This is a genomic window from Agrobacterium sp. M50-1, assembly GCF_049843495.1.
GTDB classification, from domain to species: Bacteria; Pseudomonadota; Alphaproteobacteria; order Rhizobiales; family Rhizobiaceae; genus Agrobacterium; species Agrobacterium radiobacter.
This window is the reverse complement of sequence record NZ_JBBHZH010000002.1, coordinates 138,186-164,683: the sequence shown is the minus strand read 5'-3', so window position 1 is coordinate 164,683 and position 26,498 is coordinate 138,186. Positions and strand designations below refer to the sequence as shown.

At 59.7% G+C, this 26,498-nt stretch carries 24 protein-coding genes; 12 read left to right on the top strand and 12 right to left on the bottom strand.

Going from position 1 to position 26,498, the window contains the following annotated elements; all coding sequences use genetic code 11:
• Positions 1–10 precede the first annotated feature (10 nt).
• From WDZ78_RS04870 to WDZ78_RS04860, 3 genes are read left to right on the top strand one after another with little or no spacing between them, the layout of a single operon-like run.
• Complete coding sequence (locus tag WDZ78_RS04870) at positions 11–1,309, top strand: efflux RND transporter periplasmic adaptor subunit (RefSeq protein WP_425672464.1); 1,299 nt, start codon at positions 11–13, stop codon at positions 1,307–1,309.
• A 14-nt stretch (positions 1,310–1,323) separates the two neighbouring features.
• Positions 1,324–2,043: an ABC transporter ATP-binding protein gene (locus WDZ78_RS04865; RefSeq protein ID WP_425672463.1), complete on the top strand. Its 720-nt coding sequence runs from the start codon at positions 1,324–1,326 to the stop codon at positions 2,041–2,043.
• Positions 2,033–3,241 (top strand): ABC transporter permease, encoded by a 1,209-nt coding sequence (locus WDZ78_RS04860; protein ID WP_065695031.1) that lies wholly within the window; start codon positions 2,033–2,035, stop codon positions 3,239–3,241. Before WDZ78_RS04865 ends, WDZ78_RS04860 begins: the two co-directional genes overlap by 11 nt.
• A gap of 68 nt (positions 3,242–3,309) precedes the next feature.
• Here WDZ78_RS04860 and WDZ78_RS04855 read toward each other — a convergent pair whose 3' ends face one another.
• Together WDZ78_RS04855 and WDZ78_RS04850 are read right to left on the bottom strand one after the other, a co-directional pair.
• A complete protein-coding gene (locus WDZ78_RS04855; protein WP_425672462.1) occupies positions 3,310–3,837 on the bottom strand; it encodes a DUF6714 family protein in 528 nt (175 codons plus the stop codon).
• Positions 3,806–4,039, bottom strand: a complete 234-nt coding sequence (locus tag WDZ78_RS04850; protein ID WP_425672461.1) for a hypothetical protein — start codon at positions 4,037–4,039, stop codon at positions 3,806–3,808. The genes WDZ78_RS04855 and WDZ78_RS04850 overlap by 32 nt, the downstream gene beginning before the upstream one ends.
• A 174-nt stretch (positions 4,040–4,213) precedes the next feature.
• On the opposite strand from WDZ78_RS04850, the gene WDZ78_RS04845 reads away from it, so the two are divergent.
• A complete protein-coding gene (locus tag WDZ78_RS04845; protein WP_425672460.1) occupies positions 4,214–4,489 on the top strand; it encodes a hypothetical protein in 276 nt (91 codons plus the stop codon).
• 218 nt (positions 4,490–4,707) lie between these two features.
• Here the strand turns inward: WDZ78_RS04845 and sufA are convergent, their stop codons facing one another.
• From sufA to WDZ78_RS04805, 8 genes are all read right to left on the bottom strand, one after another.
• Positions 4,708–5,097: a Fe-S cluster assembly scaffold SufA gene (gene sufA, locus WDZ78_RS04840; protein ID WP_045017228.1), complete on the bottom strand. Its 390-nt coding sequence runs from the start codon at positions 5,095–5,097 to the stop codon at positions 4,708–4,710.
• A gap of 105 nt (positions 5,098–5,202) precedes the next feature.
• Positions 5,203–5,586, bottom strand: coding sequence for an SUF system Fe-S cluster assembly protein (locus WDZ78_RS04835; RefSeq protein ID WP_003507963.1), 384 nt, complete (start codon positions 5,584–5,586; stop codon positions 5,203–5,205).
• Positions 5,587–5,622: 36 nt separating this feature from the next.
• On the bottom strand, positions 5,623–6,873 hold the full coding sequence (locus WDZ78_RS04830) for a cysteine desulfurase (RefSeq protein ID WP_425672459.1): 1,251 nt from the start codon (positions 6,871–6,873) through the stop codon (positions 5,623–5,625).
• Positions 6,866–8,137, bottom strand: coding sequence for a Fe-S cluster assembly protein SufD (gene sufD / locus WDZ78_RS04825; protein ID WP_425672458.1), 1,272 nt, complete (start codon positions 8,135–8,137; stop codon positions 6,866–6,868). The genes WDZ78_RS04830 and sufD overlap by 8 nt, the downstream gene beginning before the upstream one ends.
• Positions 8,138–8,159: 22 nt before the next feature.
• Positions 8,160–8,915 carry a Fe-S cluster assembly ATPase SufC gene (gene sufC, locus WDZ78_RS04820; RefSeq protein WP_003522658.1) on the bottom strand — a complete coding sequence of 252 codons (756 nt, stop codon included), beginning with the start codon at positions 8,913–8,915 and terminating at the stop codon, positions 8,160–8,162.
• A 112-nt stretch (positions 8,916–9,027) separates the two neighbouring features.
• Positions 9,028–9,369: a GIY-YIG nuclease family protein gene (locus WDZ78_RS04815; protein ID WP_425672457.1), complete on the bottom strand. Its 342-nt coding sequence runs from the start codon at positions 9,367–9,369 to the stop codon at positions 9,028–9,030.
• Between the two features lie 54 nt (positions 9,370–9,423).
• Entirely contained in the window at positions 9,424–10,893 is a 1,470-nt protein-coding gene (gene sufB, locus WDZ78_RS04810; RefSeq protein ID WP_425672456.1) for a Fe-S cluster assembly protein SufB, read from the bottom strand.
• A gap of 197 nt (positions 10,894–11,090) precedes the next feature.
• Positions 11,091–12,260: a cysteine desulfurase family protein gene (locus WDZ78_RS04805; protein WP_425672455.1), complete on the bottom strand. Its 1,170-nt coding sequence runs from the start codon at positions 12,258–12,260 to the stop codon at positions 11,091–11,093.
• Between the two features lie 210 nt (positions 12,261–12,470).
• On the opposite strand from WDZ78_RS04805, the gene WDZ78_RS04800 reads away from it, so the two are divergent.
• A complete protein-coding gene (locus WDZ78_RS04800; protein WP_020012833.1) occupies positions 12,471–13,148 on the top strand; it encodes an alpha/beta hydrolase in 678 nt (225 codons plus the stop codon).
• A 241-nt stretch (positions 13,149–13,389) separates the two neighbouring features.
• On the opposite strand, the gene WDZ78_RS04795 is transcribed toward WDZ78_RS04800, so the two are convergent.
• Complete coding sequence (locus WDZ78_RS04795) at positions 13,390–14,511, bottom strand: anhydro-N-acetylmuramic acid kinase (RefSeq protein WP_425672454.1); 1,122 nt, start codon at positions 14,509–14,511, stop codon at positions 13,390–13,392.
• 200 nt (positions 14,512–14,711) lie between these two features.
• Here WDZ78_RS04795 and tyrS point away from each other — a divergent pair, with 200 nt between their 5' ends.
• Positions 14,712–15,965 (top strand): tyrosine--tRNA ligase, encoded by a 1,254-nt coding sequence (gene tyrS, locus WDZ78_RS04790; RefSeq protein ID WP_020012835.1) that lies wholly within the window; start codon positions 14,712–14,714, stop codon positions 15,963–15,965.
• A gap of 45 nt (positions 15,966–16,010) precedes the next feature.
• On the opposite strand, the gene WDZ78_RS04785 is transcribed toward tyrS, so the two are convergent.
• Positions 16,011–19,394: a DUF3971 domain-containing protein gene (locus WDZ78_RS04785; protein WP_425672453.1), complete on the bottom strand. Its 3,384-nt coding sequence runs from the start codon at positions 19,392–19,394 to the stop codon at positions 16,011–16,013.
• Between the two features lie 233 nt (positions 19,395–19,627).
• Between WDZ78_RS04785 and bcp the strand changes: the two genes are divergently transcribed.
• The 6 genes from bcp to WDZ78_RS04755 all read left to right on the top strand — a co-directional run bounded on the left by bcp (position 19,628) and on the right by WDZ78_RS04755 (position 26,438).
• Positions 19,628–20,095: a thioredoxin-dependent thiol peroxidase gene (gene bcp / locus WDZ78_RS04780; RefSeq protein WP_425672452.1), complete on the top strand. Its 468-nt coding sequence runs from the start codon at positions 19,628–19,630 to the stop codon at positions 20,093–20,095.
• Positions 20,096–20,109: 14 nt separating this feature from the next.
• The gene (locus WDZ78_RS04775) at positions 20,110–20,934 is read left to right on the top strand and encodes a ferritin-like domain-containing protein (protein WP_020012838.1); all 825 of its coding nucleotides are present in this window, start codon (positions 20,110–20,112) and stop codon (positions 20,932–20,934) included.
• Positions 20,935–21,026: 92 nt separating this feature from the next.
• Positions 21,027–22,325 carry a M23 family metallopeptidase gene (locus WDZ78_RS04770; protein ID WP_425672451.1) on the top strand — a complete coding sequence of 433 codons (1,299 nt, stop codon included), beginning with the start codon at positions 21,027–21,029 and terminating at the stop codon, positions 22,323–22,325.
• Positions 22,326–22,544: 219 nt separating this feature from the next.
• The gene (locus WDZ78_RS04765; protein ID WP_425672450.1) at positions 22,545–24,050 is read left to right on the top strand and encodes a DEAD/DEAH box helicase; all 1,506 of its coding nucleotides are present in this window, start codon (positions 22,545–22,547) and stop codon (positions 24,048–24,050) included.
• 8 nt (positions 24,051–24,058) lie between these two features.
• Positions 24,059–24,484: an NUDIX domain-containing protein gene (locus tag WDZ78_RS04760; RefSeq protein WP_425672449.1), complete on the top strand. Its 426-nt coding sequence runs from the start codon at positions 24,059–24,061 to the stop codon at positions 24,482–24,484.
• An 874-nt stretch (positions 24,485–25,358) separates the two neighbouring features.
• Positions 25,359–26,438 (top strand): ABC transporter substrate-binding protein, encoded by a 1,080-nt coding sequence (locus WDZ78_RS04755; RefSeq protein WP_425672448.1) that lies wholly within the window; start codon positions 25,359–25,361, stop codon positions 26,436–26,438.
• The last annotated feature ends 60 nt before the right edge of the window (positions 26,439–26,498 follow it).

Genomic DNA, 26,498 nt, shown 5'->3' with positions numbered 1-26,498 from the left:
GGTGATAAGAATGAATGACGCCAATACGAGTGGCAGCGATACAAAAAACAGCCAGCCCGATCTGCGCGAGATTCTGGGAACGAACAGAAACGGCCGCAGGAAAAAGTCGCGTCGGTTTCTCTATGCCGCAGCAGCCATTGTGCTGATTGGCGGGGGCCTTGGTTATTATTACCAGTCACGCGCAGCTGGCGTCGCCTATAGCTACACCACGGAGGCCGCACGTCAGGGCGATCTCTCGGTCATCGTCACCTCCACGGGCTCGGTTCAGCCGACGGACCAGGTCGATATATCGAGTGAACTGTCCGGCACGGTGCGCAAGGTCAACGTCACCTATAATACGCCGGTCAAGGCCGGAGACGTGTTGGCGGAACTGGATACCAACAAGCTGGAGGCCGATGTGCAGAGCGCCCGCGCCAAGCTTGCCTCCGCCAAGGCCAATGTGCTGAAGGCGCGCGCCGATCTCGGCTCGGCAAAAACCTCGATGGAGCGCCTGAGATCGCTGGTGCAGAACCGGGTGTCCAGCCAGCAGGATCTGGATGCGGCGCAGTTCACCCATGATGCCGCCGCCGCCACGCTGGAGGTCAACGAGGCGACGGTGCTTTCGGCGGAAGCGGATTTGCGGCTCGCCGAGGTCAATCTCGGCAAGGCCAAGATCGTCTCGCCCATTGATGGCGTCATCCTTACCCGCAGCGTCGATCCCGGCGCCACTGTCGCCTCCTCGCTCAACGCCCCTGTTCTCTTCACCATCGCCGGTGATTTGCGCCACATGGAACTGCAGGTGTCTGTGGATGAGGCCGATGTCGGCAAGGTTGAAACCGGGCAGAAGGCCACTTTCAACGTCGATGCCTATCCCGACCACAGTTTCCCGGCCGAGATCGAGACCGTGCGCTTCGCGTCCGAGACCGTGTCCAACGTGGTGACTTACAAGGGCATATTGACTGTCGACAATGAGGAACTGCTGCTGCGCCCCGGCATGACGGCAACAGCCAATATCATTGTCGAGGAAATCAAGGACACGCTGCTGGTGCCGAATTCCGCGCTTCGTTATACGCCGCCGCGTGAATCCGCCTCGCGTGGCGGCGGGCTGATGAGCCTGTTCCGCCCGCCCCGCATGGGCCGCTCGCAGAACCGCGACGCCGGCCAGGCTGCGACAGGCAAAAGAACGGTCTGGGTGCTGCGCAACAACAATCCGGTCTCCGTTTCCATCGAAACCGGCTCCACCGATGGCCAGCATACCGTGGTAAAATCGGGTGAGCTGAAGGCCGATGACCAGGTAATTACCGACGCAACGGCCCGCAACGCCGGCTGACGGAGGACAAGCGCATGCAACAGCCGCCGCTCATCGAATTCCGCGATGTCGTCAAGCAATATGGCCGCGGCGAAGCGACGATCCGCGCGCTCGATGGCGTCAGCCTTTCCATTCGCGAGAAGGAGTTCGTCGCCATCATGGGCCCGTCAGGATCGGGCAAATCCACCTCGATGAACATCATCGGCTGTCTGGATGTGCCGACATCAGGCGAATATCTGTTTCAGGGCGTGCCCACCAGCAGTTTCGACAATGAACATCTGACGCTGCTGCGCCGGCACATGCTGGGGTTTGTGTTTCAGGGTTTCAATCTTCTCTCACGCACCTCAGCGGTGGAAAATGTCGAGCTGCCGCTGATCTATCGCGGCATGAAGGCCTCGGAGCGGCGCGAGCGCGCCATGGAGGCGCTGGCGCAGGTGGGGTTGAAGGGCCGCGAGGACCACACCACGCAGGAGCTTTCCGGCGGCCAGCAGCAGCGTGTGGCCATTGCCCGCGCCATCGTCACCCGCCCTGCTCTCCTTCTTGCCGATGAGCCGACCGGCAATCTCGATACGAGAACCAGTGTCGAGATCATGGAACTGATCACCGCACTCAATCGTGACAGGGGCATCACGGTGGTCATGGTCACGCATGAAGAGGATATCGCCGCCCACGCCGGACGCCTCCTGCGCTTTGTCGACGGCCATCTCGCCTCCGATAGCGCCGCAGACAAAAAGGAGACATCGGATGTTCTTTGAAACGTCGCGTCTTGCGCTGCGCGCCATCAGCCGCAACCTGCTGCGCTCCTTCCTCACCGTGCTTGGTGTCGTCATCGGCGTGGCCGCCGTCATCGCCATGGTCACCATCGGCAACGGCACGACGGAACAGGTGAAATCGGAACTGTCGCGGCTCGGCACCAACATGCTGTTCGTCCGCCCCGGCCAGTTTGGCCCCGGAAGGGCGAGCACCGAAGCCAAACGCTTCGATGACCGCGATGTCGAGGCCATCCGCAACCAGATATCAGGCATCCGCGCCGTTGCCCCGCAGAACCGCAGTTCCGCCGCAACAGTCATTTTCGGCGGCAAGAACCACCAGACAAGTGTCATCGGCACCACCAACGACTATCTGATAGCGCAGGACTGGACCATTGCGCTTGGCCGCGACTTCCAGCCCGCCGAAGATCGCGGCGGCCAGATCGGCTGCATCATCGGCGAAACGGTGCGGCAGGAACTGTTTGGTGCGGAAAACCCCGTGGGGCAGACGATCCGTGTCAGCAACATCTCCTGCCCCGTCATCGGTGTACTGGCCAGAAAAGGCCAGTCAGGCCTCGGTGACGACCAGGACGATACGATCATCATGCCGCTGAAGATCCACCAGCGTCGCATCGGCGGCACCACCACCATCTCCTCGATCATGGTTTCGGCGCAGGACGGCGTTTCTACCGCCAAGGTGCAGAGCGACCTGCAGAACCTGCTGCGCGAACGCCGCCGCATCGGCATCGGCCGCGAGGATGATTTCACCGTCAACGACATGACGCAGATCGCCTCGGCCATGACCGGCACGACGACGCTGCTGACCGGGCTTCTCGGCGCGGTGGCCGCCGTCAGCCTGCTGGTCGGCGGCATCGGCATCATGAACATCATGCTGGTGTCAGTGACGGAACGCACCCGCGAGATCGGTATTCGCCTCGCCATTGGTGCGCTGGAAAAACAGGTGCTGACGCAGTTTCTGGTGGAAGCCGTCATGCTGTCGGCCTTCGGTGGCCTCGTCGGCATCCTCACCGGCCTCGGCCTTGCTTATGCCGTCGTCAGCTATCTCACCGTGCCCTTTGTCACCAGCCCCTCGATCATCTTCCTCGCCTTCGCCTTTTCGGCGGCCATCGGGGTGATTTTCGGCTATTTCCCGGCACGGCGGGCGGCAAGCCTGAGCCCGATTGAGGCGTTGCGGCATGAGTGAAAGCCGGCGTTCAAACCGCAACCGGCTTTATGTAACAACCTCTTCCCGGGGATTGACCCGATCCGCTTTTAATCGCTCACCAGGAAGCGTGCACTATCCACCCACTCTTCGAGCGCGCGCTCTATGTCGTTCTGATAGGACGGCAGGTTCTCCTTCTCACTGATGGCGCGGAGATACATTTCCACGGCATTCCGTTGCAAAGGGGTCAGTAAGGAAAACGTCTCCTGGCATCCGCACAAATAGGGTACGAATTCGTGCCTGTAGTCGCCATCGAGATCGGCGACCATATAGGCGGGCAGATGAAATCGCATTCCTTCAGCATCAAGGAAGGCGGGACTGCCTGAATGTCTGTTGAGGTCCCTCAGCGGGATCGCGGCCCAGTCACTCTTCTCATCGCCAGCACGACATGCGGCGCGAACCTCATTGCTCGCGTCGTCGTCAAGCGCCTGCGCCTCGGCGAGGCCGACGCCGCCACCCAGGGTGACACCCGCGAATGCCTCTCTCACCGCGGCTTTCGCATTTGCGATATTATCGGGTTCCGGCCTCATTAAATCGTTTGCCTGTTCAATGATGCGCTCCCCCACTCCCGTCACCATGCACTGTCGGCCAGTCTCCACCCTCGGTCCGTTCGAGCGGGGGACTATTCAACGCGTCCCCCTTGGATGCCGCAGATTCCTTTGCCTCCTCCCAGTAAAACGCAAGGCAAACAATACCGGCAATCAGCGTCAGGCCAGCCACGACGCTGGCGACGATCAGACCTATCGTCCACATATCAATCGAGGCGCTACTGATGTCCATGCTGCTTCACTCCCCACAATCAATCCCGCCGGCGGTCCGAAACGCCTTCCAGCGTGGACGGCAGGCGGTTCCTCCTCTCCCGCCAAACCTCGCAGAATATCCGATACCCTCGCTGATCTTGCTTCAGGGCGTCAATCGGATAGGCTCACCCTCAGTTTACCGGATGGAGTCTGGATGTTCAAATCGGTATCGGACAGCGCCGCTGCCGCGGACGGCGGTTCGCTCGCTCTCTTCGTGGAACGGATTGACGGGCAGACGGAAGTGTTTGTGATCAATCGTTCCCTCGCGTCACGCGGCACGCCCGACTATAACAAGGTAACTTCGAGCCTTCGGCCACTTTCCGGAGAAGATTGCGGGATAATCGCAGCGGCTCTCGAACCGCTACTGACGACAACGCCATCGCTTCATCCGCTGGCGGATTTTATCGATACGCTGAAACAGCAGTCATGATCCTTCGAAAGCTGATTTTACACGGGGCGCAGTTTGCGGAAAAAGAATCTGAAACCTCTCATCCGTCATCCTCGGGCTTGACCCGAGGATCTACAAACGTCTTAAGCGATTTGACGGGGATGGATCCTCGGGTCAAGCCCGAGGATGACGTCGCGTTTGTCGGAGCGCTACGAGCATAAGAAAGGTCTGCCTCCCCATCGCAGAGATAGCGTAAGCGATCAAACGCTGGCCTCTGCCTCACGCTGCTTGGCCAGCGCCGCCAGATCGGCAGGCTTCAGCTCAACCGATTCGCCGCAACCGCAGGCGGAGGTCTGGTTCGGATTGTTGAAGGTGAAACCGGAACGCATCTTGGTCACTTCGAAATCCATCTGGGTGCCGAGCAGATAGAGCACGGCGGAGGGCTGAACCCAGACCCTGGCGCCATCGAATTCGACCAGATCGTCCTTCGCATCCGCTTCGGTCACGAGGTCGATGGTATATTCCATGCCTGCGCAGCCGCCCTTCTTGATGCCGACGCGCACGCCCTTGGCGTCCGGACCGGAATTTTCGACGATTGCTTTAACGCGCGAGGCGGCAGCCCCGGTCATGGTCATGATCGCAAAGCCCATGGGCTCATTCTCCTTCGACAATCGAGTTCAAGGCTCGATGTTCACGGATTTCAATCTAATAGCGCCAGAGAGTGTCATCAAGGGATGACACCTGTCAAAATCACGTCAATACCAGCCGACGGCGACCTGTGCTTCTTCCGACATACGGTCCGGCGTCCACGGCGGATCGAAAGTCATTTCGACGGTGACACCGGAAACACCCTCGACGGCGCCCACGGCATTTTCCACCCAGCCCGGCATTTCGCCCGCCACCGGGCAACCGGGTGCCGTCAGCGTCATGACGATCTTGACCATCCGGTCATCCTCGATATCGATCTTGTAGACGAGACCGAGTTCGAAGATATCGGCCGGAATTTCCGGGTCGTAGACGGTTTTCAGCGCCGCAATCACGTCGTCGCTGAGGCGCGCCAGCTCATCCGGCGGAATGGTGGACACCTTTTCCTGGGCTTCGGTCGCATCCTGGGTCTTTGCAGTGGCTTCGGCAGTCATGGTCTTAAACCTCAATCCTGATCTCTTATTCCGATATCAGGCGAAAAATTTGCGCGCATATTCCAGCGCTTCAACAAGAGAGTCTACTTCGGCACGGGTATTGTAAAGGCCGAACGATGCCCGGCATGTGGAGGTGACGCCGAACCGTTTCAAGAGCGGCATGGCGCAATGGGTGCCCGCACGTACCGCAACGCCGCGCCGGTCGATCACCATCGACACGTCATGGGCATGGATGCCTTCGAGCTCGAAGGAGAAGATGCCGCCCTTGTCCGGGGCATTGCCGATGATGCGCAGCGAATTGATCTCGCGCAGACGCTCGGCAGCGTAAGCGGCAAGATCGGCCTCATGCGCGGCAATCGCGGCGCGGCCGAGATTGTCCATGTAATCCAGCGCGTAACCAAGGCCGATGGCCTGCACGATGGGCGGCGTGCCGGCTTCGAAACGGTGCGGCGGCTCGTTATAGGTCACGTTGTCTTCGGAAACGTCGAGGATCATCTCGCCGCCGCCCTGGAAGGGCCGCATCTCGCGCAGGCGATCCGCCTTGCCGTAGAGCACGCCGATGCCCGAAGGACCGTAAAGCTTGTGGCCGGTCATCACATACCAGTCGCAATCGATATCGCGCACATCGACCGGCATGTGAACCGCGCCCTGCGAACCATCGACCAACACCGGAATGCCGCGCTCATGGGCAATACGGCATATTTCCTTGACTGGCACGATGGTGCCGAGCGCATTCGACATATGGGTGATGGCGACAAGCTTGGTGCGTTCCGTCAGGCTTTTTTCGAAAGCCTCGATGTGGAACGCGCCGTCATCATCGACAGGCACCCAGACGAGCTTCGCACCCTGCCGTTCGCGGATGAAATGCCACGGCACGATGTTGGAGTGATGCTCCATGATCGAAATGACGATCTCGTCGCCTTCGCCGATCTTCGGCATGCCGTAACCGTAAGCGACCGTGTTGATCGCTTCCGTTGAGGATTTGGTAAAGACGATTTCGTCCACCGAACCGGCGTTCAGGAAACGGCGCACCTTTTCGCGCGCCGCCTCATAGGCATCGGTTGCGGCATTGGAGAGGAAATGCAGGCCGCGATGCACATTGGCATATTCGTTCGCATAAGCATGCGAAACGGCGTCGATCACCACCTGCGGTTTTTGAGCGGACGCGCCGTTGTCGAGATAGACCAGCGGCTTGCCATAGACCTCGCGCGACAGGATCGGGAAATCCTTGCGCACGGCTTCAATGTCATAAGGGGCCGCCAATGCGGCGCGTTCGCTCTCAGGCATGATGTTCCAGCCAGCCGGAGATGATCGTCTCCAGCGCCTCTACCAGATTTTCTTCTTCCAGTTCCTCGACGATCTCGGCAACGAAGGCGTTGACGAGCATCGCCCGCGCCTTCGCCCGCGGCACGCCGCGCGCCATCAGATAATAGAGATGATTGTCGCTGATATCAGCAACCGTCGCGCCATGGCCGCACTGAACGTCGTCAGCGAAGATTTCCAGTTCCGGCTTGGCCGAAAACTCGCCATCGTCGGACATCAGCAGCGTATTGCACGCCATCTTCGCATCGGTCTTCTGAGCATCGGGCGCAACCCGGATCATGCCCTGGAAAATACCCTTTGCACGGTCGAACACCACGTTGCGGAAGACTTCCGTGGAGGTCGTGTTCGGCACGTTGTGGCCGAGAACCATCGTCACGTCGGTATGGGTTTCGCCACCAAGAAGGTTAACGCCGCGAACGATGAGATCAGTGCCCTCGCCTTCCACATCGATGCGCAGTTCCTGACGCACCAGCTTGCCGCCGGCATTGACAATGAACAGGCGAATCTTGGCATCCGCGCCGATTTTCATGCGCAGCTGGCCAAGATGGATATCGGCCGCACCCTGTTGCTGCAGGATGATCCAGGTCACTTCCGCACCGTCTTCAACGACGATGTCGCTGACGGAGGAAACAAGTGCCGCATCCGAAGTCACCGAAAGGTGACGCTCTATGACGGTTGCCTTGGAGCCCTTGCCGAAGCGGACCGGGAAGCGGCTGTGAACCTGGCCTGCGCCATGGACTGCCTGCAATTCGATCGGCTTTTCGATCTCGGCATCATCAGGGATGTCGAGCACCAGACCGTCACGCACGAAGCTGCCGTTGATGCGGCCGATCACGTCGTCCTTGCTGGCTTCCGCAAGACCCGCGGCGGCGGAACCGTCGAGCAGGCTTTCGGCAAAGCGCGACACGCGGATGTCATCGATCTTGCCGATGTCGGCAGTGCCATGCTGCACATAGGCAACCAGAGAACCGGCAACCGTCGGCGCCTGCTTCTCGATAACAGGCGCGGGCCGCTCTTCAGGAACAGTCCGCAACAGGCTTTTGAGATCGGTATAGTGCCACGCCTCGATGCGGCGGGTCGGAAGACCGCCGGTCTTCAGATCGTCGAACAAAACGTCACGCGCGGCAACCACGGCGCCGTCGCCGGGCAGTTCGCTGAACTTTGCGGTATAGGCATCGACCAGCGCGGTTTCCGCTGGCGTCAGCCGGTTGGTAGCTTGAATGTTCATGGACATCACCTCCTGGCCCGACTTAGGCCGCTTCACCGATGATGTCGGCGTAACCATTGTTTTCCAGTTCCAGCGCCAGAGCCTTGTCACCCGAGCGGATGATCTTGCCCTTGTAGAGAACGTGAACGCTGTCAGGCACGATGTAATCGAGCAGGCGCTGATAGTGGGTAATGACGACGGTGGCGCGATCCGGCGACTTCAGCGCGTTGACGCCGTCAGCCACGATCTTCAGCGCGTCGATGTCGAGACCGCTATCGGTTTCGTCGAGAACGCAGAGCTTCGGCTCCAGGAGCGCCATCTGCAGGATTTCGGCGCGCTTCTTTTCACCGCCGGAGAAACCGACGTTCAGCGGACGCTTCAGCATCTCCATGTCGATCTTCAGATCGCCGGCCGCTTCCTTGACGCGACGGATGAAGTCCGGCGTCGTCAGTTCGGACTCGCCGCGCGCCTTGCGCTGCTCGTTCATAGCGACCTTCAGGAACTGCATGGTGGCGACGCCCGGAATTTCGACCGGATACTGGAAGGCAAGGAAGATGCCCTTGGCGGCGCGCTCGGCGGCATCCAGTTCCAGAATGCTTTCGCCGTTATAGAGGATGTCACCGGAGGTGACTTCATAGTCTTCGCGGCCCGACAGGATGTAGGACAGCGTCGACTTGCCGGAACCGTTCGGGCCCATGATGGCGGCGACTTCACCAGCGGCAACCTTCAGGTTGAGGCCCTTGATGATCTCGGTTTCGGTATCGGCGATCTTTGCGTGCAGGTCGATGATTTCAAGCATGGTTTTGTTCCTGTTCATGGTGCGGTTTCAAGGACCGCCTCGGAGACCCCTGAGGGGCCGTCTCAACTTTCACATCCGTCATCCTCGGGCTTGTCCCGAGGATCTAATCACGTCAATTATAGTCATCCGACGCCAGCGTATTCGGGTGCGGCACATAAGCATTTTCAATCTCATCAATGCGCTCAAAAAGATCGAGCCACGTTGGGTTCAGCTTTTCGATCAACTTGATTTTCCATTCACGAAGATAGCGCTTCAACGATTTCTCCCGCTGGATCGCCAAAACGATGTTTGGGTGGGTTTCAAACCAGACAAGATTTTTCGCCTGGTATTTTTCTGTGTAACCCTTCCGTTCAGCGTTTCGATGCTCCCATCCCCGTCCCAATAAATCGCTAGTGACACCGGTGTAAATTACCCCGCGCGGTTTGTCAGACATCATGTAGACGAAGCCACTCATTCTAACAGCTACCGCAGCAGATCCTCGGGACAAGCCCGAGGATGACGAGGAAAACTATCCCACAGACCCTTCCAGCGAAATGCCGATCAGCTTCTGCGCTTCAACCGCAAATTCCATCGGCAGCTGCTGGATAACGTCCTTCACGAAGCCGTTGACGATCAATGCGATCGCCGACTCCTCGGGAATGCCGCGTTGCAGGCAATAGAACAGCTGGTCTTCGGAAATCTTCGACGTCGTCGCCTCGTGCTCGAAATGAGCAGACGAGTTCTTCGCCTCGATATAGGGCACGGTATGCGCGCCGCACTTGTCGCCGATCAGCAAGCTGTCGCACTGCGTGAAGTTGCGCGTGTTGGTCGCCTTGCGGTGGGCCGAGACCTGACCGCGATAGACGTTTTCCGAAAAGCCGGCGGCGATGCCCTTGGCGATGATGCGGCTCGACGTGTTCTTGCCGAGATGGATCATCTTGGTGCCGCTGTCGATCTGCTGATGGCCGTTGGAAACCGCGATCGAATAGAACTCGCCACGGCTGTCATCGCCGCGCAGGATGCAGGACGGGTATTTCCAGGTGATGGCCGAGCCGGTTTCCACCTGCGTCCACGAAATCTTCGAACGGTCGCCACGGCAGTCACCGCGCTTGGTCACGAAGTTATAGATACCGCCCTTGCCTTCCTTGTCGCCCGGATACCAGTTCTGGACGGTGGAATATTTGATTTCGGCATCATCAAGCGCCACCAGTTCGACAACGGCGGCGTGAAGCTGGTTCTCGTCGCGCTGAGGTGCCGTGCAGCCTTCCAGATAGGAGACGTAAGCACCCTCTTCGGCGATGATCAGCGTGCGCTCGAACTGGCCGGTGTTCTTCTCGTTGATGCGGAAATAGGTGGAAAGCTCCATCGGGCAACGCACGCCCTTCGGCACGAACACGAAGGAACCGTCGGTGAAGACCGCCGAATTCAGCGTCGCATAGAAATTGTCCGTCGTCGGCACGACCGAGCCGAGATATTTCTTCACCAGCTCCGGATGCTCGCGAACGGCTTCCGAAATCGACATGAAGATGACGCCGGCTTTCGCCAGTTCCGCCTTGAAGGTGGTGACGACGGAGACGCTGTCGAACACGGCATCCACGGCCACGCGGCGGTTTTCCACGCCGGCCAGGATTTCCTGTTCCTTCAGCGGAATGCCGAGCTTCTCGTAAACCTTCAGCAGCTCGGGATCGACATCCTCAAGCGACTTCGGGCCGGGCGTGCTTTTGGGTGCGGCATAATAATAGAGATCGTTGAAGTCGATCTTGGGATAGCTGACGCGCGCCCAGGTCGGCTCTTCCATCGTCAGCCAGCGCTTGTAAGCCTCAAGACGCCATTCCAGCATCCATTCCGGCTCCTGCTTCTTGGCCGAGATGAAGCGGATCACCTCTTCCGAAAGGCCCTTGGGGGCCTTGTCGACTTCGATATTGGTTTCGAAGCCGTATTTATACTGGTCCACATCGATCTGGCGGACCTGATCGATCGTTTCCTGAACCGCTGCCATGTCGTTCTCCAATCTCGCCGGAGCAAAGGTCCGGTGGCTTGTCAACGTATCAAGGCGGAAAGCCGCCTTATCCATCTTCGGGCAATATCACCGCGCCGTTGAGCGGGGCGGAGCTTATACCCATGTAAGTGCGGGATGGCGCTTTTCACACATCCCGGCAAGCGGAAAATTGCTATTCCGCAATTCTTTGCCGCATTTTACGCGGCCTGACCGGCCAGCTTGCGCCGCCCGGCAATTTTCATGAACGCCGCGAGCGTGCGCTCGATATCCGCCTCGGTCGTGGCGTGGCCAAGGGAAATCCTGAGTGCGCCAAGCTTGGGATCACGCCCCATAGCCGTCAGCACATGGCTTTCCCCCACCTTGCCGGATGAGCAGGCCGAACCGGCAGAGAGCGCAATGCCTTCAATATCGAAAGCGATCTGCCCCGTTTCCGCCTTCAGGCCCGGCAGGGTGAAAAACGTGGTATTGCCAACGCGGGCAACGTCCTCGCCGTGGATGATCACGTCAGGCGCACTCACCCGCATGCCGTCTTCCAGCCGCGCCCGCAGAGCGGCAAGACGCGCCGCTTCAATCTCGAGATTCCGGGCAGCCACAACGGCAGCGGCGCCAAAACCGATGACCGACAGGGTGTTTTCCGTGCCCGAACGATGCCCCTTCTCCTGCCCGCCGCCATGGATCAGCGGCCTCGGCATCATCACCTCGCCGCGCGAAACCAGCGCCCCAGCACCCTTGGGGCCACCGAGCTTGTGGGACGAGATGACCAGAAAATCGGCATCGAGAGCATTGATGTCGAGCGAGATACGACCTGCCGCCTGCACGGCGTCGACGACCATCAACCCACCCGCAGCATGCGCAAGCCGTGCGGCTTGCGCTACCGGCTGAACAATGCCCGTCTCGTTATTGACCAGCATGCAGGCAACCATCGGTAGGCCGGCGGACGCATCGTGTGACGACAACAGCGCCTCAAGTGCGGCAAGATCGATGACGCCCGCTGACGTAACGGGAATTTCCGTAACGTCAGCCTTGGCGAAGCGGCCGCCTTCGCGAAAGGCAGGATGTTCGATAGCGGACACATAAAGACGGCCATAGCGCACGGGAGCGCGCCCCATCCTGAAATCCGGCGAAAGCACCAGATTGGCGGCTTCAGTCGCACCGCTGGTGAAGGTGACGTGAGACGCCGAAGCCCCGGCAAGTGCCGCAACCTCGCGGCGGGCGGTCTCAACGGCAGCGCGCGCCGCACGCCCTTCCCGGTGGACGGAAGACGGATTGCCGGCAAGGTCGAGCGCAGAGACGAGAACATCCCGCACGGCGGGCAAAAGCGGCGCCGTGGCGTTCCAATCCATATATGTGCGCGTCAAAACCGTCATAACGAGAGGCTTCGCCCAATCTTCAATGCGCCAAAACGCATTTTTCTTGAAATTACAGTTGCGCTTGCCTTATGACACGACCCGAGTGCTTAAGCACACGCAAAGTTTCGAATTATTCTAAACTGCGTTCTAGAAAAGATGACACAGTTCGTCAAGTCTTCTCATCGGAAGAATGCGGTTGGAGAATGAAAAAACACGACCGGAGTACCAATGCCCGAAGTCATCTTTAACGGCCCTGCGGGTCGCCTCGAAGGCCGTTATCAACCCTCCAAGGAAAAGAGCGCGCCGATAGCGATCATCCTTCATCCGCACCCGCAGTTCGGCGGCACGATGAACAACCAGATCGTCTATCAGCTCTTCTATCTTTTCCAGAAGCGCGGTTTCACGACGCTCCGGTTCAATTTCCGCTCCATCGGCCGCAGCCAGGGCGAGTTCGACCACGGCGCTGGCGAGCTTTCAGACGCCGCTTCCGCTCTCGACTGGGTGCAGAGCCTGCATCCCGATTCGAAAAGCTGCTGGGTTGCCGGTTATTCCTTCGGCGCCTGGATCGGCATGCAGCTTCTGATGCGCCGTCCGGAAATCGAAGGCTTCATGTCGATTGCGCCGCAGCCCAACACCTACGATTTCTCCTTCCTCGCCCCCTGCCCGTCTTCCGGCCTCATCATCAACGGCGATTCCGACAAGGTCGCGCCTGAGAAGGACGTGAATGGTCTGGTGGAAAAGCTGAAGACCCAGAAGGGCATCCTCATCACCCACCGCACCCTTCCGGGCGCCAACCACTTCTTCAACGGCAAGGTGGATGAGCTGATGGGCGAATGCGAGGACTACCTCGATCGCCGCCTTAACGGCGAACTGGTACCGGAACCGGCAGCGAAGCGTATTCGGTGATAAGCCGCGCATCGTCGGGGCAGCTCTTCACCTAGCTACAATGATCGACGGCGGGTGTGGCTCACCCCCCTCTGCCCTGCCGGGCATCTCCCCCTCAAGGGGGGAGATCAGCCAGACGCCTGCTCTTTGCCTAAGCTGCTACGTTCAAGGTGGCCGATAGGTCGCCACGATTCGATCTCCCCCCTTGCGGGGGAGATGCCCGGCAGGGCAGAGGGGGGTGAGCCACACCCGCCGTCGTCTATTACGCCCTCACCAAAACCCCACCCGTCACCGGCTCGTTCACGCCCGTCGTGCCGGGATAGGTCAGCGGCAGGCCTTTAAGCGATCGCACGGCGAGATAGGCCCAGGCCTCCGCCTCCATCGCCCCGCCATCGAAACCCGCCTCCTCCGCCGCAATCACCCGCGCCCCCACCTTTGCGGCAAGGTTTGCAAACTCTTCCATGATAACAGGGTTAAGACGCCCGCCACCACAGACGACATAGGTTTTCGCCGCTTCCGGCAGATAGCTCGCCGATTTGAGGATCGCAGCGCCCGTCAGATGCGATAGCGTGCGCGCACCGTCCGCCAGCGAAATCTCCCCCTGTTGCGGCGGAACGAAATCGCTGCGGTCAAGCGAGCGGCGGATATTGGCCGAGAAGAACGGGCTTTCCATGTAACGCGTGACGAGCGAGGCAACGACGCTGCCGCCCGCCGCCGTCCTGCCGCCCTTGTCGAAGGCTTTGCCGGTATGCGCCTCGATCCACTGGTCGATCAGCATATTGCCCGGCCCGCTGTCGAAAGCCGTAAGCCGCCCGCCCTCGCCAATATAGGTCAGATTGGAGATACCGCCGATATTGACGAAGACGGCGGGCGTTTCGAAGCCATCAGGCAGATTGGCGGAGAGCGCCATGTGGTAGGCGGGAATGAGCGGCGCACCCTGCCCGCCATGCACCATGTCGTTGGCGCGCATGTCATAAACCACGTCGATGCCGGTTTCGGAGGCCAGCAGCGCGCCATCACCGATCTGTACGGTCAGCGCCTCATCCGGCCGGTGTAGCACGGTCTGCCCATGAAACCCGATGACATCGATATCACCGGGCAGAAGCCGGTGACGGTGGAGGAAGGATTTGACCGCCGCCGCATGGGCAAGCGTCAGCTTGTGCTCTGCATCAGCCAGATCGCCGGGGCGTTCACGCCGTTCGCGAATGGCTTTTGCCGTAACCAGCGCCTTCTGCCAGATGGCGCGCAGGCCCGGATCATAGGGGAAATAACCGCTCGGCCCGTGCCGCACCACGCTCTCGCCCTCCGTGCGCAACAGGGCGATATCGATGCCGTCCATCGATGTCCCGCTCATCAGCCCGATCGCCGTTTTGACCTCGCCCACGCGCCGCTCCCCTTCAATATCGAATCATGATGACGTGAATCGCCGTTATTCATGGCCGAAACGGGTGCACATTTCAAAAAACAATGATAAAGCCGCGTCGTTCATTGGCTGCTTACGGCATTGTGGAGCGTCCTTTGCGCGTCCGAAAGGACGTGCGGCGCTCCAGCGACGGCAAAGATCAAACCAGAAAGTAAAAGGTTATGTCCAGGTTCAAGTCCGATTTCCTCCGCACGCTCGATGAGCGCGGCTTCATTCACCAGATCTCCGATGAGGCAGGTCTCGACGAACTGTTCGCCAAGGAAACCGTGACCGCCTATATCGGCTATGACCCGACGGCTTCGAGTTTGCATGTCGGCCACCTCACCCAGATCATGATGCTGCACTGGATGCAGAAGACCGGCCACCAGCCGATTTCCCTGATGGGCGGCGGCACCGGCATGGTCGGCGATCCCTCCTTCAAGGAAGAGGCCCGCAAGTTGATGACGATCGACATGATCGAGGATAACATAACCTCGCTCAAGCACGTCTTCGCCAACTACCTCGATTACGATCGCGCCAGCAATCCGGCGCTGATGATCAACAATGCCGACTGGCTGCGTGGTCTCAACTACCTCGAATTCCTGCGCGATGTCGGCCGCCATTTCTCGGTCAACCGCATGCTGTCCTTCGACAGCGTGAAGACGCGTCTCGACCGCGAGCAGTCGCTGTCCTTCCTCGAATTCAACTACATGATCCTGCAGGCCTACGACTTCGTGGAGCTGAACCAGCGCACAGGCTGCCGCCTGCAGATGGGCGGTTCCGACCAGTGGGGCAACATCATCAACGGCATCGACCTCGGTCACCGCATGGGGACACCGCAACTCTACGCGCTGACCTCGCCGCTTCTGACCACTTCCTCGGGTGCAAAGATGGGCAAGTCGGCGTCGGGCGCCGTATGGCTGAATAAGGACCTGCTACCGGTCTATGATTTCTGGCAGTACTGGCGCAACACGGAAGATGCGGATGTCGTTCGCTTCGCGAAGCTCTTCACCACGCTTCCGATGGATGAGATCGCCCGTATCGCCGCGCTTGGCGGATCGGAGATCAACGAGGCGAAGAAAATCCTCGCGACCGAAGTAACGGCGATCCTGCATGGCCGCGCCGCTGCGGAAGAAGCTGCCGAAACCGCACGCAAGACCTTTGAGGAAGGCGCGTTGGCTGAAAACCTGCCCTCCATCGAGGTTCCGGCATCCGAACTCGAAGCCGGCGTCGGCGTTCTCTCGCTCATCGTGCGCGCCGGTCTCGCCGGTTCGAATGGTGAGGCCCGCCGCCATGTTCAGGGCGGTGCGGTTAAGATCAACGACATCGGCGTTTCCGATGAGCGTCAGAGCGTTGGTTCCGGCGAAGTGACCGGTGACGGCGTCATCAAGCTCTCGGTCGGCAAGAAGAAGCACGTTCTGGTTCGCCCGGCGTAACACCCGCACCAAAGCTGTTATTGAGGGCCGCGAAAGCGGCCCTTTTTATTGGAACTCGAAGATTTGCCGGAAGACGCCGGGCGCGATGAGCGACAGCGGATTAATCGTCAGCTTCGGCTGGTCCGTCTGGCCTGACAGCTTGAAGGTAATGCCGAGCAGACCCCGGTCGCGGCCATTGCCAAGGAAGATGCCGATGAAAGGCAGTTCCCCGAACAGCCGGTTCAGACCATAGGCAGGCATGAAGGTGCCAGTCATGTCCATGCGGCCGCTCTGGTCCTTCAAGAGCCCCTGGAATGTCGCGCCGATCTGTTCACCGCGCACGACGCCGTTTTCCACCGCCACCGAACCATTGACATAAACGAGGCGGGCAAAACCGCGCTGGAATTTTTCCGAACTGACATCGATATTGCGGCGCACCGCATTGTTGAGGCTCCTGCCGTCCTCACCCGTCGGTGTGGCGACGATGTCCTGCAGCTTGGCTTCGTTGACGACGGCAAAATTGCGCAGGTCGAGCGAGCCGCTCCAATCGTTGCCATTGGACGTCGTCAGCGCAAGATTGAGCAGGCCGCCGCGGATGCGGCTGTAGATATTGGCAAAACGGGCGAGCGAACCCGCATCGCTGCTGGTCAGCGTTACGGTTCCCGTCGCCCCGCGATTGGTGGTCTGGGCGACGACCGCCTGGCCGTTGCCGGTGACACCGCGGAAATCAACCGAGCGTACCTTGCCGTCCCGCACGCTGACATCGGCGCTGACATTGCCGAGGATTTCGTCGTTGAAACCGTAAACCTTGTCGAACTGCGCCTTGACGGAAAGTGTGGGCTGCGAACGGGACGCGCCGTCGCTGCCGCTGGAGGGGCTGCGCAGCTTCGAAATGAAGGGCCTGAGATCGGCGGATTTGCCCGATGCATTGATGATATAGCCGTTCTTCGACGCGGCGACCGAAACGGCGTAATTGTCGGAGGGCGAGAGTTGCACGCGGCTGAGATCGGCGGAAATCAGCCCGTTCTTGCTGAAGGCGATATCGCCGGCAGCGCCGAAACCGTCGCCATCGAGTGAGAAGTCGCTGATCGTCGTGCGCCCATCAGCCACTTCCATGGTCAAGGTGGCATTGGCCGGAATGCCGATACCCTTGCTCCAGCCGAGCCCGGGCAGAATGATCGACGCCTTGGTCAGATCAAGCCGGATGTCCTGGCGTTTCGGGTCAGCGCCGTCGATTTCAATCGCCGTCGTGCCGCCGAGGACCGTGGACAGTTCAGGGGCGAGCTTGGCGACCTGCGTCTCATTGAGGGTTGCCTTCAGCGACAGTGTCGGCGCGATATCGCTCTTCTTGCGCACCGGTTCCGTCATCACGATGTCCATCGGCACGTCGTCCACGCGGCCCTTGCCCTCCAGTTTGAGCTGGCGGTCGTCCAACGTCATGAAGCCGTCGACAGCGGTCACCTTGTGGCCGGCGAAGGGCTTCGTCAGCGACAGGTTTTTCAGGTCGAGATCGGCCGTCCAGACCGGCGGCGGCGGGTTGTGGCTGGAAAGCAGGCCAACGGTGAGATTCGCGTGGGCTTTGACATCGCCGGTGAAATCTTCCGGTTTGAACTGCGTGTCCTTGAGCGCATTGATGGGTTTGAGTGTCGCAAGCTCGGCCACGGCATCGGCCGAACCTGAAACGTTCAACTCGAGATTTCCGAGCAACGGCTTGTCGTAAACGGCGGAAATGAGAAAGCGGCTGTTCTCCAGCGCAAGCGACCGGTTCGACGGGAAATAGGTTGTGCCCTGCTTGATATCGACGGCCATCTTGCCGCCGACAAGGTCAAAATGCGCATCCACATCGCGCAAGGGTGGAATGTCGCCGGTGGTATTGAGGCGCGTGTCATCGATATCGAAACGGATCTGCATTTCGCTTTCGCCCAGCACCAGAGGGCAGCCGGGGCCGCACATCCGTCCCTGCGGGATGAAGATCGCGATTGAACCATTGGTGACGGTGCCGCCGTAAAGATTGGACACGACCCAGTCGCGCGGCTTGTGCGCCATCCAGAACGGCCAGAGCTGCTTGACCGCCGTGGCCTCCATCTTCGGAATCTGTCCGCCGAAACTGATTTCCGGCGAGCCCTGGCCGAACCGGATTTTCAGCGATCCCGCCATGTCTCCTAGCGGGCCCGAGACATAAAGCGCGGGAACATCAAGCTGTTTTGTCGCCGCCGTGAAATGCCCGTCCGCCTTCAGGCTGAAAGGAACTGGGGCCTCCCCCGAAGCTTCGGACGAAGCAACGCCATTGTCGATCCGCAGCGAAAGACCGAAGCCGTCTTCCGTATCGCTGATTTCACCGGCGACCGGAATAATGGTCCGGCCAAGCTCCAGCCGCGAATTGTCGATGACGAGGGTGCTTTTTGCAAAGTCATAATGCGCATTGACGGTGCCTGCCGTGAAGGTCTGGGCTTCGCCGCCAATCCGAAGCGTGCCGTTGCCCATGCCGAGGGAAACGTCCAGGCGCGGCTCCTGCCCCTGCGTGGCCCGCCGGGCGACAATGTTGACGCCGGTCTTGACGTTCAGGCCCTCATGAAGATTGCCGTCGGGATCGTATTTTTCCAGGAACGGGCCGATATCGAAACCGTCGATGCGGGCCTCGAAGCCGTTGATCACACCGCCCGCGCCGGAGGTCTTGAGCGATACGCTGGCAATCTCACCGTTAAACAGCGTTTCGCCATCAAGCGAATAGCCGCCCTGCTGATCCGGCGTCAGCGACAATTCGCGCACTTCTATGGTGCGCGGCTTGCCGAGTTCGCCGGGCGGCAGGTGAACCGAAACGCTGGAAATATCGATCTCCTCGGTTCCGCTGCTGAGGAAAGCCTGGGCGAGCTTGTCGAGCTGTCCGAATGCGTCCTGCAATTGCTGCGGCACGGCGTCGAGCTTGATGCTGGTAAGATCGAACCCGTTACCCTTGGGCAAAAGCGCGGTATCGAGCTCCATCCCGTCAGCTTCGAGGCTTTGCACCGAGACGCGGCCGGTCAGAAGCGCAAGCGGATCGAGCGCCATGCCGATCGCCCGCGCCCGGCTCAGATGCTGGCCGGATTCCTTCTCGACGATATCCACGTCCTCGGCCACCAGCGCAAGGCGCAGCCCGGTGGAAAACCTGATCGCCGAAGAACCGATCCGCGCGCTGTAGTGTGGACCGAGCGCCTTTTCCAGCGCCTGCTGCGCCTGGCTGGAAAGCGTCGCATCGATCGATCCGGTCTCGACCGAAAGAATGATGCCGCCGATGGAGAGGAAGGCCAGCACGAAAAGCGCCGCGAAAATCTTGACGAAGGCCCGCACCATGGAGCGCGGCGCAGGGCAATGAACGATGATGGGATCTTCGGCCTGCGCCGAAGGAAGATCATGCAGCGCAATGATATCACGCTTGCCGAACTTGACCTTTTCACCCCTGACTTCAGCCATACGCCCTTGTTTGCCCTTGAATAGCTTTGTTTCGCCGCAACACCGGAGCGGATGGCGAAAAGTATAAGCGGTTTCCGTCTGGAATCCCGCTCTAATTCTTTAGCCCAGATCACGATTGAGATTTAAGATCGTTTCGACCTCAAATCTCAATCGTGATCTGGACGACGCGCGGTTTCGCTATATATCGAATGTGGCGACTTTCACTCAACATCCCGGCGAAAGAAAGGTAGATTATGACAGACTTGACGATTGGCGGCACCGCTCCCGATTTTACTTTGCCCCGTAGCGGTGAAGGGACGGTGACATTGTCCAAACTGCAAGGCAAGGCCGTCATCCTCTATTTCTACCCGAAGGACGACACATCGGGCTGCACCGCCGAAGCCATCGACTTCAGCGCGCTGGGCGGCGAATTCGAGGCAGCCAACGCCGTCGTCATCGGCATTTCGCCCGACAGCGTCAAAAGTCACGACAAATTCGCGGCAAAACACGCCCTCTCCGTCATGCTGGTCTCCGATGAGGAGAAGAAGGTTGTGGAAGCCTATGGCGTCTGGAAGGAAAAAAGCATGTATGGCAAAAAATACATGGGTGTCGAACGCACCACCTTCCTCGTCGCGCCCGATGGAAAAATCGCGGAAGTCTGGAACAAGGTGAAGGTCGCGGGTCACGCGCAGGCCGTTCTTGAGGCCGTGAAGAAGCTCTGAGGGACCAACCCGTCGTGACGCCCCCGTTCAAGATCATTTCGCTCCGAGGCGGCGCGACGGATGCGATCGCGAGCGCCGATCTCGACAGAAAAACCGCGCTTGCGCAGGAAACGGCGACACGCTGGTTTGCGCGCCGCCTGTCGCTGCGCTCCCCGCTCGACGCGCCGCTGCCCGAACGTCCGGGCAGGCCCGAGAAGCCGGAACTCGTGCCGCCAACCGCTGTGGAACGCCGCTCGCTCCACAGCGTCAGGGGACGGATCGCGCTGCTTCATGCCATCGCCCATATCGAACTCAACGCCGTCGATCTCGCGCTCGATATCGTCGCGCGTTACGCCAGCGAACCGGTGCCGCATTCCTTTTTCGACGGTTGGATGCAGGTCGCCTTCGAAGAGGCCAAACATTTCCGGCTGGTGCGCGACCGCCTGAGAAGCCTCGGCGCCGACTATGGCGATCTGCCGGCCCATGACGGGCTCTGGCAGGCCGCCCACTCCACACGCAACGATCTCACCGCGCGGCTGGCGGTCGTGCCGCTCATCTTGGAAGCGCGCGGGCTGGACGTTACCCCTGCCCTGCAGGCCAGGATGCGAGAAACCGGCGACCTCGAAAGCGCCGCCGTTCTCGACATCATCTATAATGATGAAAAGGGCCATGTCGCCATCGGCGCGAAATGGTTCCGGTTCCTGTGCGCTCGGGAGAAGAAGGACCCGGCCGCAACCTTCAGGCAACTGGTGCGCGCCAATTTCCGCGGCCCGCTGAAACCGCCCTTCAACGACCTTGCCCGGGCCGAAGCCGGCCTGACACCTTCCTTTTACCGCGCGCTCACATCCGTCAGCCAATAGCTGACAAGGCTAAAAGACCTCTCCTGCAAAACTTCGTTAACCTTAACGAATTATGATTTCCCTTAAGAAATCGGCCAGTCCGGAGAGAGATTGTGACTGATACGGCGGAAAACCGGGTATTCGGCAAAAAGCGTGAGCCCCACGTGCTCATTCTCGCGCGCGGCGACAGGGTGCGGCACATGACCATCCGGCCGTGGATGGCGGCGCTTGCCGGCTGCACGATAGGCCTGTTTTCACTCGGCTATCTCGGCGCCACAAGCTATCTCATCTTGCGTGACGACCTGATCGGCGCGACCATGGCGCGCCAGACCCGCATGCAGAACGACTATGAAGACCGCATCGCGGCGCTGAGGGCCCAGGTGGACCGCGTCACGTCCCGGCAGCTGCTCGATCAGCAGGTCGTTGAAAAGAAAGTGGAAAAGCTGCTGGAACAGCAGGCGGCGCTGACCTCGCGACACGGCCGCATGAGTGAATTGCTGGAGCGCGCCGAAAATTCCGGCATCGCCGCCTCCCCGGCCGCGCCCTCGTCTCTTTCGAACGCCATGGCGCCGGAAAAACGCGCTGACCTTTCCGGCGGCCTTTCGGCCATTGAAAAGCTGATGGCGCCACGCAGGCCACAGACGGAAAAGTCCGCCACATCAGACAGACGCGCCGCCTATGTACCCGAAGCCGGCGAAACACCGTCCGACCGGGCCGATCGGGTGTTCTCCAAGGTGACACTGTCGCTGAAGGATATAGAGCGCCAGCAGATATCGCGCATAGCCAGACTGACCAGCGACGCCGAGGACAAGGCGAATGCGATGCAGGATATCATCCGGCAGGCCGGCCTGAAAATTGAGGAGAACGGCAACGACGACGTAGGCGGCCCCTATGCCGATCCCGAGCGCGGTGAAACCGATCCTTTCAACCTGTCGCTTACCAATCTCGACAATGCGCTGAACAGGCTCGACATCGTCAAGGAAACCGCAACCGCCCTGCCCTTCGGCAACCCGGCCCCCGGTCGGGCGATCACCAGCCGATTCGGCAACCGGATGGATCCGTTTCTCGGCAGACCGGCCCTTCATACCGGCATCGATTTTCGCGCCGAAACCGGCGCAGACGTCAAATCCACCGGCGCGGGCAAGGTGACGGTGGCGGAAAACTCAGGCGGCTACGGCAATATGGTCGAAATCGATCACGGCCAGGGCGTCTCGACGCGATTCGGCCATCTCTCCGCCATTCTGGTGAGAGCCGGCGACAAGGTCGAAGCAGGCGACGTCATCGGTCGCGCCGGCAGCACCGGTCGCTCCACCGGTCCGCATGTGCATTATGAGGTGCGCCGCAACGATACGCCTGTTGATCCCATGCGGTTCCTGATCGCTGGAACGGAACTCAAAACCTATTTAAAATAGCAGCACGATTTTAATGCTTTTTTTGGGCTTTTTACGATAAATCGCTGAAATCTGCACCAAAGGCCCAGAAGCCCCGCCCGAACCCCGCTGTTTCGCGCGCTTTCCCCGTTGTTTCCTTGACTTTCCGGCAATTTGGGCATATCCCCGCGCCAAGTCTTTGCAAGTGCCGCAGCGGCACGCAGGTGTTCTTACCGAACCAGAACGGAAAAAGTTCTTCCTTTGACAACATTCTCTGATCTTGGCCTGAGCCAAAAAGTTCTTTCCGCTATTGCAGATGCCGGCTACACGACGCCGACACCCATTCAGGCTGGCGCCATTCCGCCGGCGCTGGAAAAGCGTGATATCTGCGGTATCGCACAGACAGGCACGGGCAAAACCGCGTCCTTCGTTCTGCCGATGCTGACGTTGCTCGAAAAGGGCCGTGCGCGCGCCAGAATGCCGCGCACCCTGATCCTCGAGCCGACCCGCGAGCTTGCAGCACAGGTGGCGGAGAACTTCGAGAAATACGGCAAGAATCACAAGCTGAACGTCGCCCTCCTCATCGGCGGTGTTTCCTTCGAAGACCAGGACCGCAAGCTGGAGCGCGGCGCCGATGTGCTGATCTGCACGCCCGGCCGCCTTCTCGACCATTGCGAGCGCGGCAAGCTCCTGATGACCGGCGTGGAAATCCTCGTCATCGACGAAGCCGACCGCATGCTCGACATGGGCTTCATTCCCGATATCGAGCGTATCGCCAAGATGATCCCCTTCACCCGGCAGACGCTGTTCTTCTCGGCCACCATGCCGCCGGAAATCCAGAAGCTGGCTGACCGGTTCCTTCAGAACCCGACCCGTATCGAAGTCGCCAAGCCTTCTTCCACGGCAAAGACCGTGACGCAGCGCATCGTCGCCGCGCACAACAAGGACTATGAAAAACGCGCTGTCCTGCGCGATCTGGTCCGTGCCGAGGAAGCCGAACTCAAGAACGCGATCATCTTCTGCAACCGCAAGAAGGATGTGGCCGACCTGTTCCGCTCGCTCGACCGCCACGGCTTTTCCGTCGGCGCGCTGCATGGCGACATGGACCAGCGTTCGCGCACCACGATGCTGCAGAACTTCCGCGACGGAAACCTGTCGCTGCTGGTCGCCTCCGACGTCGCGGCACGCGGGCTGGATATTCCCGATGTCAGCCACGTCTTCAACTTCGATGTTCCCATTCATGCCGAAGACTATGTCCACCGCATCGGCCGTACCGGTCGTGCGGGCCGTTCGGGCAAGGCCTTCACCCTCGTCACCAAGAGCGATGCGAAATATCTCGACGCGATCGAAAAGCTGATCGCCGAGAAGATCGAGTGGCTGAGCGGTGACCTGTCCTCACTCCCCGCGCCCATGGAAAGCTTCGAGAGCAATTCCAGCCGCCGGGGGCCCAAGGAACGTGGCGGTAGAGGTCGCGACAGGAACCGTCGCGATGCACCCGCATCGCCGGTCGAAAACATCAATCAGGATGCACAGTCCGCTGTGGATACGGACGTTGCGGCTCACGGAGAAGACAAGGTGAAGGCAGAACGCAGACCGGAAAAGACCCCGCGCAATTCCGAGCGCAACAGCCGCAACCAGCCGCACGCCAACGACGACAACCGCGACCGCCGCCGCCATTATCGCGACCATGACGATGGCCCGACACCGGTTGGTTTCGGCGACGACATTCCCGCCTTCATGCTGATCGTGGCCAACGCCAAGGCTTGACCAGCGCAATGGACAATATGACATCAACCATCAAGCCCGGCCTCGATTTTCCGGGCGTTGGTGTCGGCCTTGTCATATTGCGTGACGAGCGCGTACTTTTGTGCCGGCGCTTAAAGGCGCCGGAAGCCGGATACTGGAGTATTCCGGGCGGCAAGGTCGATCACCTTGAAACATCCCTCGCCGCGGCACGCCGCGAGGCCGAAGAAGAAACCGGCCTTGAGATCGGCGACGTCGAATTTCTCTGCCATAGCGAATTTATCGATACGCAAGACCGCCACCACTGGGTTTCGCTGATCTTCGTCACCCGCGATGCGCAGGGTGAGCCGGCATTGACCGAACCGGACAAGCTTTCCGCCATCGGCTGGTTCGATCCGGGTGAACTTCCCGAACCCATCTCCGCCTTTGCCAGGGACGCCCTGGCCGCCCTGAAATAAGGCCGCACAAGCGGCCAACCGAACCCGCCTGCAGGCAGCAAGGGCGTTCGACGGGCAATTTCACACAGTCATACGATCTATACGCCGGAGTCGGATTTACCCTCTCCGCGCTATATCTTTTCCAGAAATACAAAAATGAAAGAACGTCTTTGCGCCTGGCTTTCGGAATTCAATTTTAAATTGCTTAAATTAGCTTCATGTAAAAAACCGCCCCAGTTGCCTGAAGCGGTTTATACGTAATGAAAAAAATAGAATATAGAATGTAATATAGTCTGGCAGTGCTTATAATCGGAACACTTTCCGAGGCCTGTTACAGCCAATTTCAGTCGTCCCCTGAAACAATTACATCTAAGCTAATCATTTACTTTCCGTCAAGCAAATCTTCTCGCAAATGCGAAAAAAACATGGCGTAAAAGCGGGGAATAATTGGAAGGATTATATATTCGTCATATATATCAATAAATTATGCAATTGATAATAAAATGTGCATGTTTTTGTGCTGCACTCTGAAAAGCATAAACCTAGCTCAGTCTTTTCTAAACTGTGCTTATACGCGGCACATGTAATAGATTTATGAAGTAACGCAACTCACGGCAGGAACACGAAATACCTCCTCGTCCAGTCGGCGCAAAGGAGGAACAACTCACCGCAAGAACAGCCGCGCCGTGAGACCGGTCGCGCGCAATTGCACCGAATGCAAACAATCAAAAGTTGTCTCACTGCTACGAGCCCTCGAATCGGGCAACTTCCGATCAAAACCGCCGCCCTGCGGATGGCGATATGCGATTAAGATGAAACCGCAGCGATTTTTCCTTTGGAAAACCGGTTGTTGCCGATAAACATCAAGCCGGGACAACAGGATTTCTATCGCGTCATGCTTTCACTTCGCCTGCTAACGATCATCGCCGGTTTTGCCTTCGCGGGCTCAGCAAGCGCGGCATCGATTGGCATTGTTGCCCCCCAGAACGGTCCTTACGAGCTTCTGGGCCAGCAGGTGCGGCAGGGGGCGAAGGCGGCGGCGGCCAAGCTCGGGCTTGATGTCGTGGAAATCCACGAGAGCTGCGAAGACGGCAGCGGCGGCGCGATTGCCGATGGCCTCGTGGCCGCCAAGGTCAGCGCCGCGATCGGGTTTTTATGCACGGAAACGCTTCAGGGCGTTCTGCCGCCATTGAAGGCGGCCGCCATTCCCGCGATCACACTTTCCAGCCGCGCGCCGATCCTGATGGAAGATGCGCTAAAATACGGCTGGCCGCTCTTCCGCCTCGCCCCATCAGACCGGGCCGAATCGGACAGGATCGCGGAGATCATCCTGCGCGACTGGAAGGGACACTCCATCGGACTTGTGGATGACGGCACGATCTATAGCCGCGAACTGGTGGACCGCATCCGCTCGGCGCTCGAGGAAAACGGCCTCAAGCCCACCTTCACCGATACGATGCGGCCCAACCAGGAACAGCAGGTTGCGCTTGTACGCCGGCTGGCGCGCACCGGCATCACCCATGTCTTCGTGGGCGCAGAGCGCAACGACGTCGCCATCATCGCCAGGGATGCCGCATCCGAAAACCTTCCCTTGACCATCATGGGCGGCGACGCCATGAACGCCGCCAACAATCCGGTTCCCTTGACCGCGAATGTGCTGGCCGTCACGCGTCCGGCCTATGACGCCCTGCCCTCCGCCCAGACCGTCGCCGGCGAACTGCGGGGCGCAGGCATCGAACCTGAGGGTTACATCCTGCCCGCTTATGCAGCGGCCGAACTCACCGCCGCCCTTGCGGAGGCAGTGCAGGCGCAGTCGAAACCCGGGCCGGAAATATTGGCTGGCGGCGCCGTCTTCAAAACCGTCATCGGCGATCTCGGCTTCAACCCGTCACACGACCTTTCCGACAATCCCTATCGCCTGCAGCGCTGGAACGGCCAGCGTTTCGAACCGGCGGACAAGGCGGAAAGACAATAGGCAACGCGGCAGGAACGGAAATTCGATGAAACGCGGCTGAAAACCGCCCGCAACCGCGCG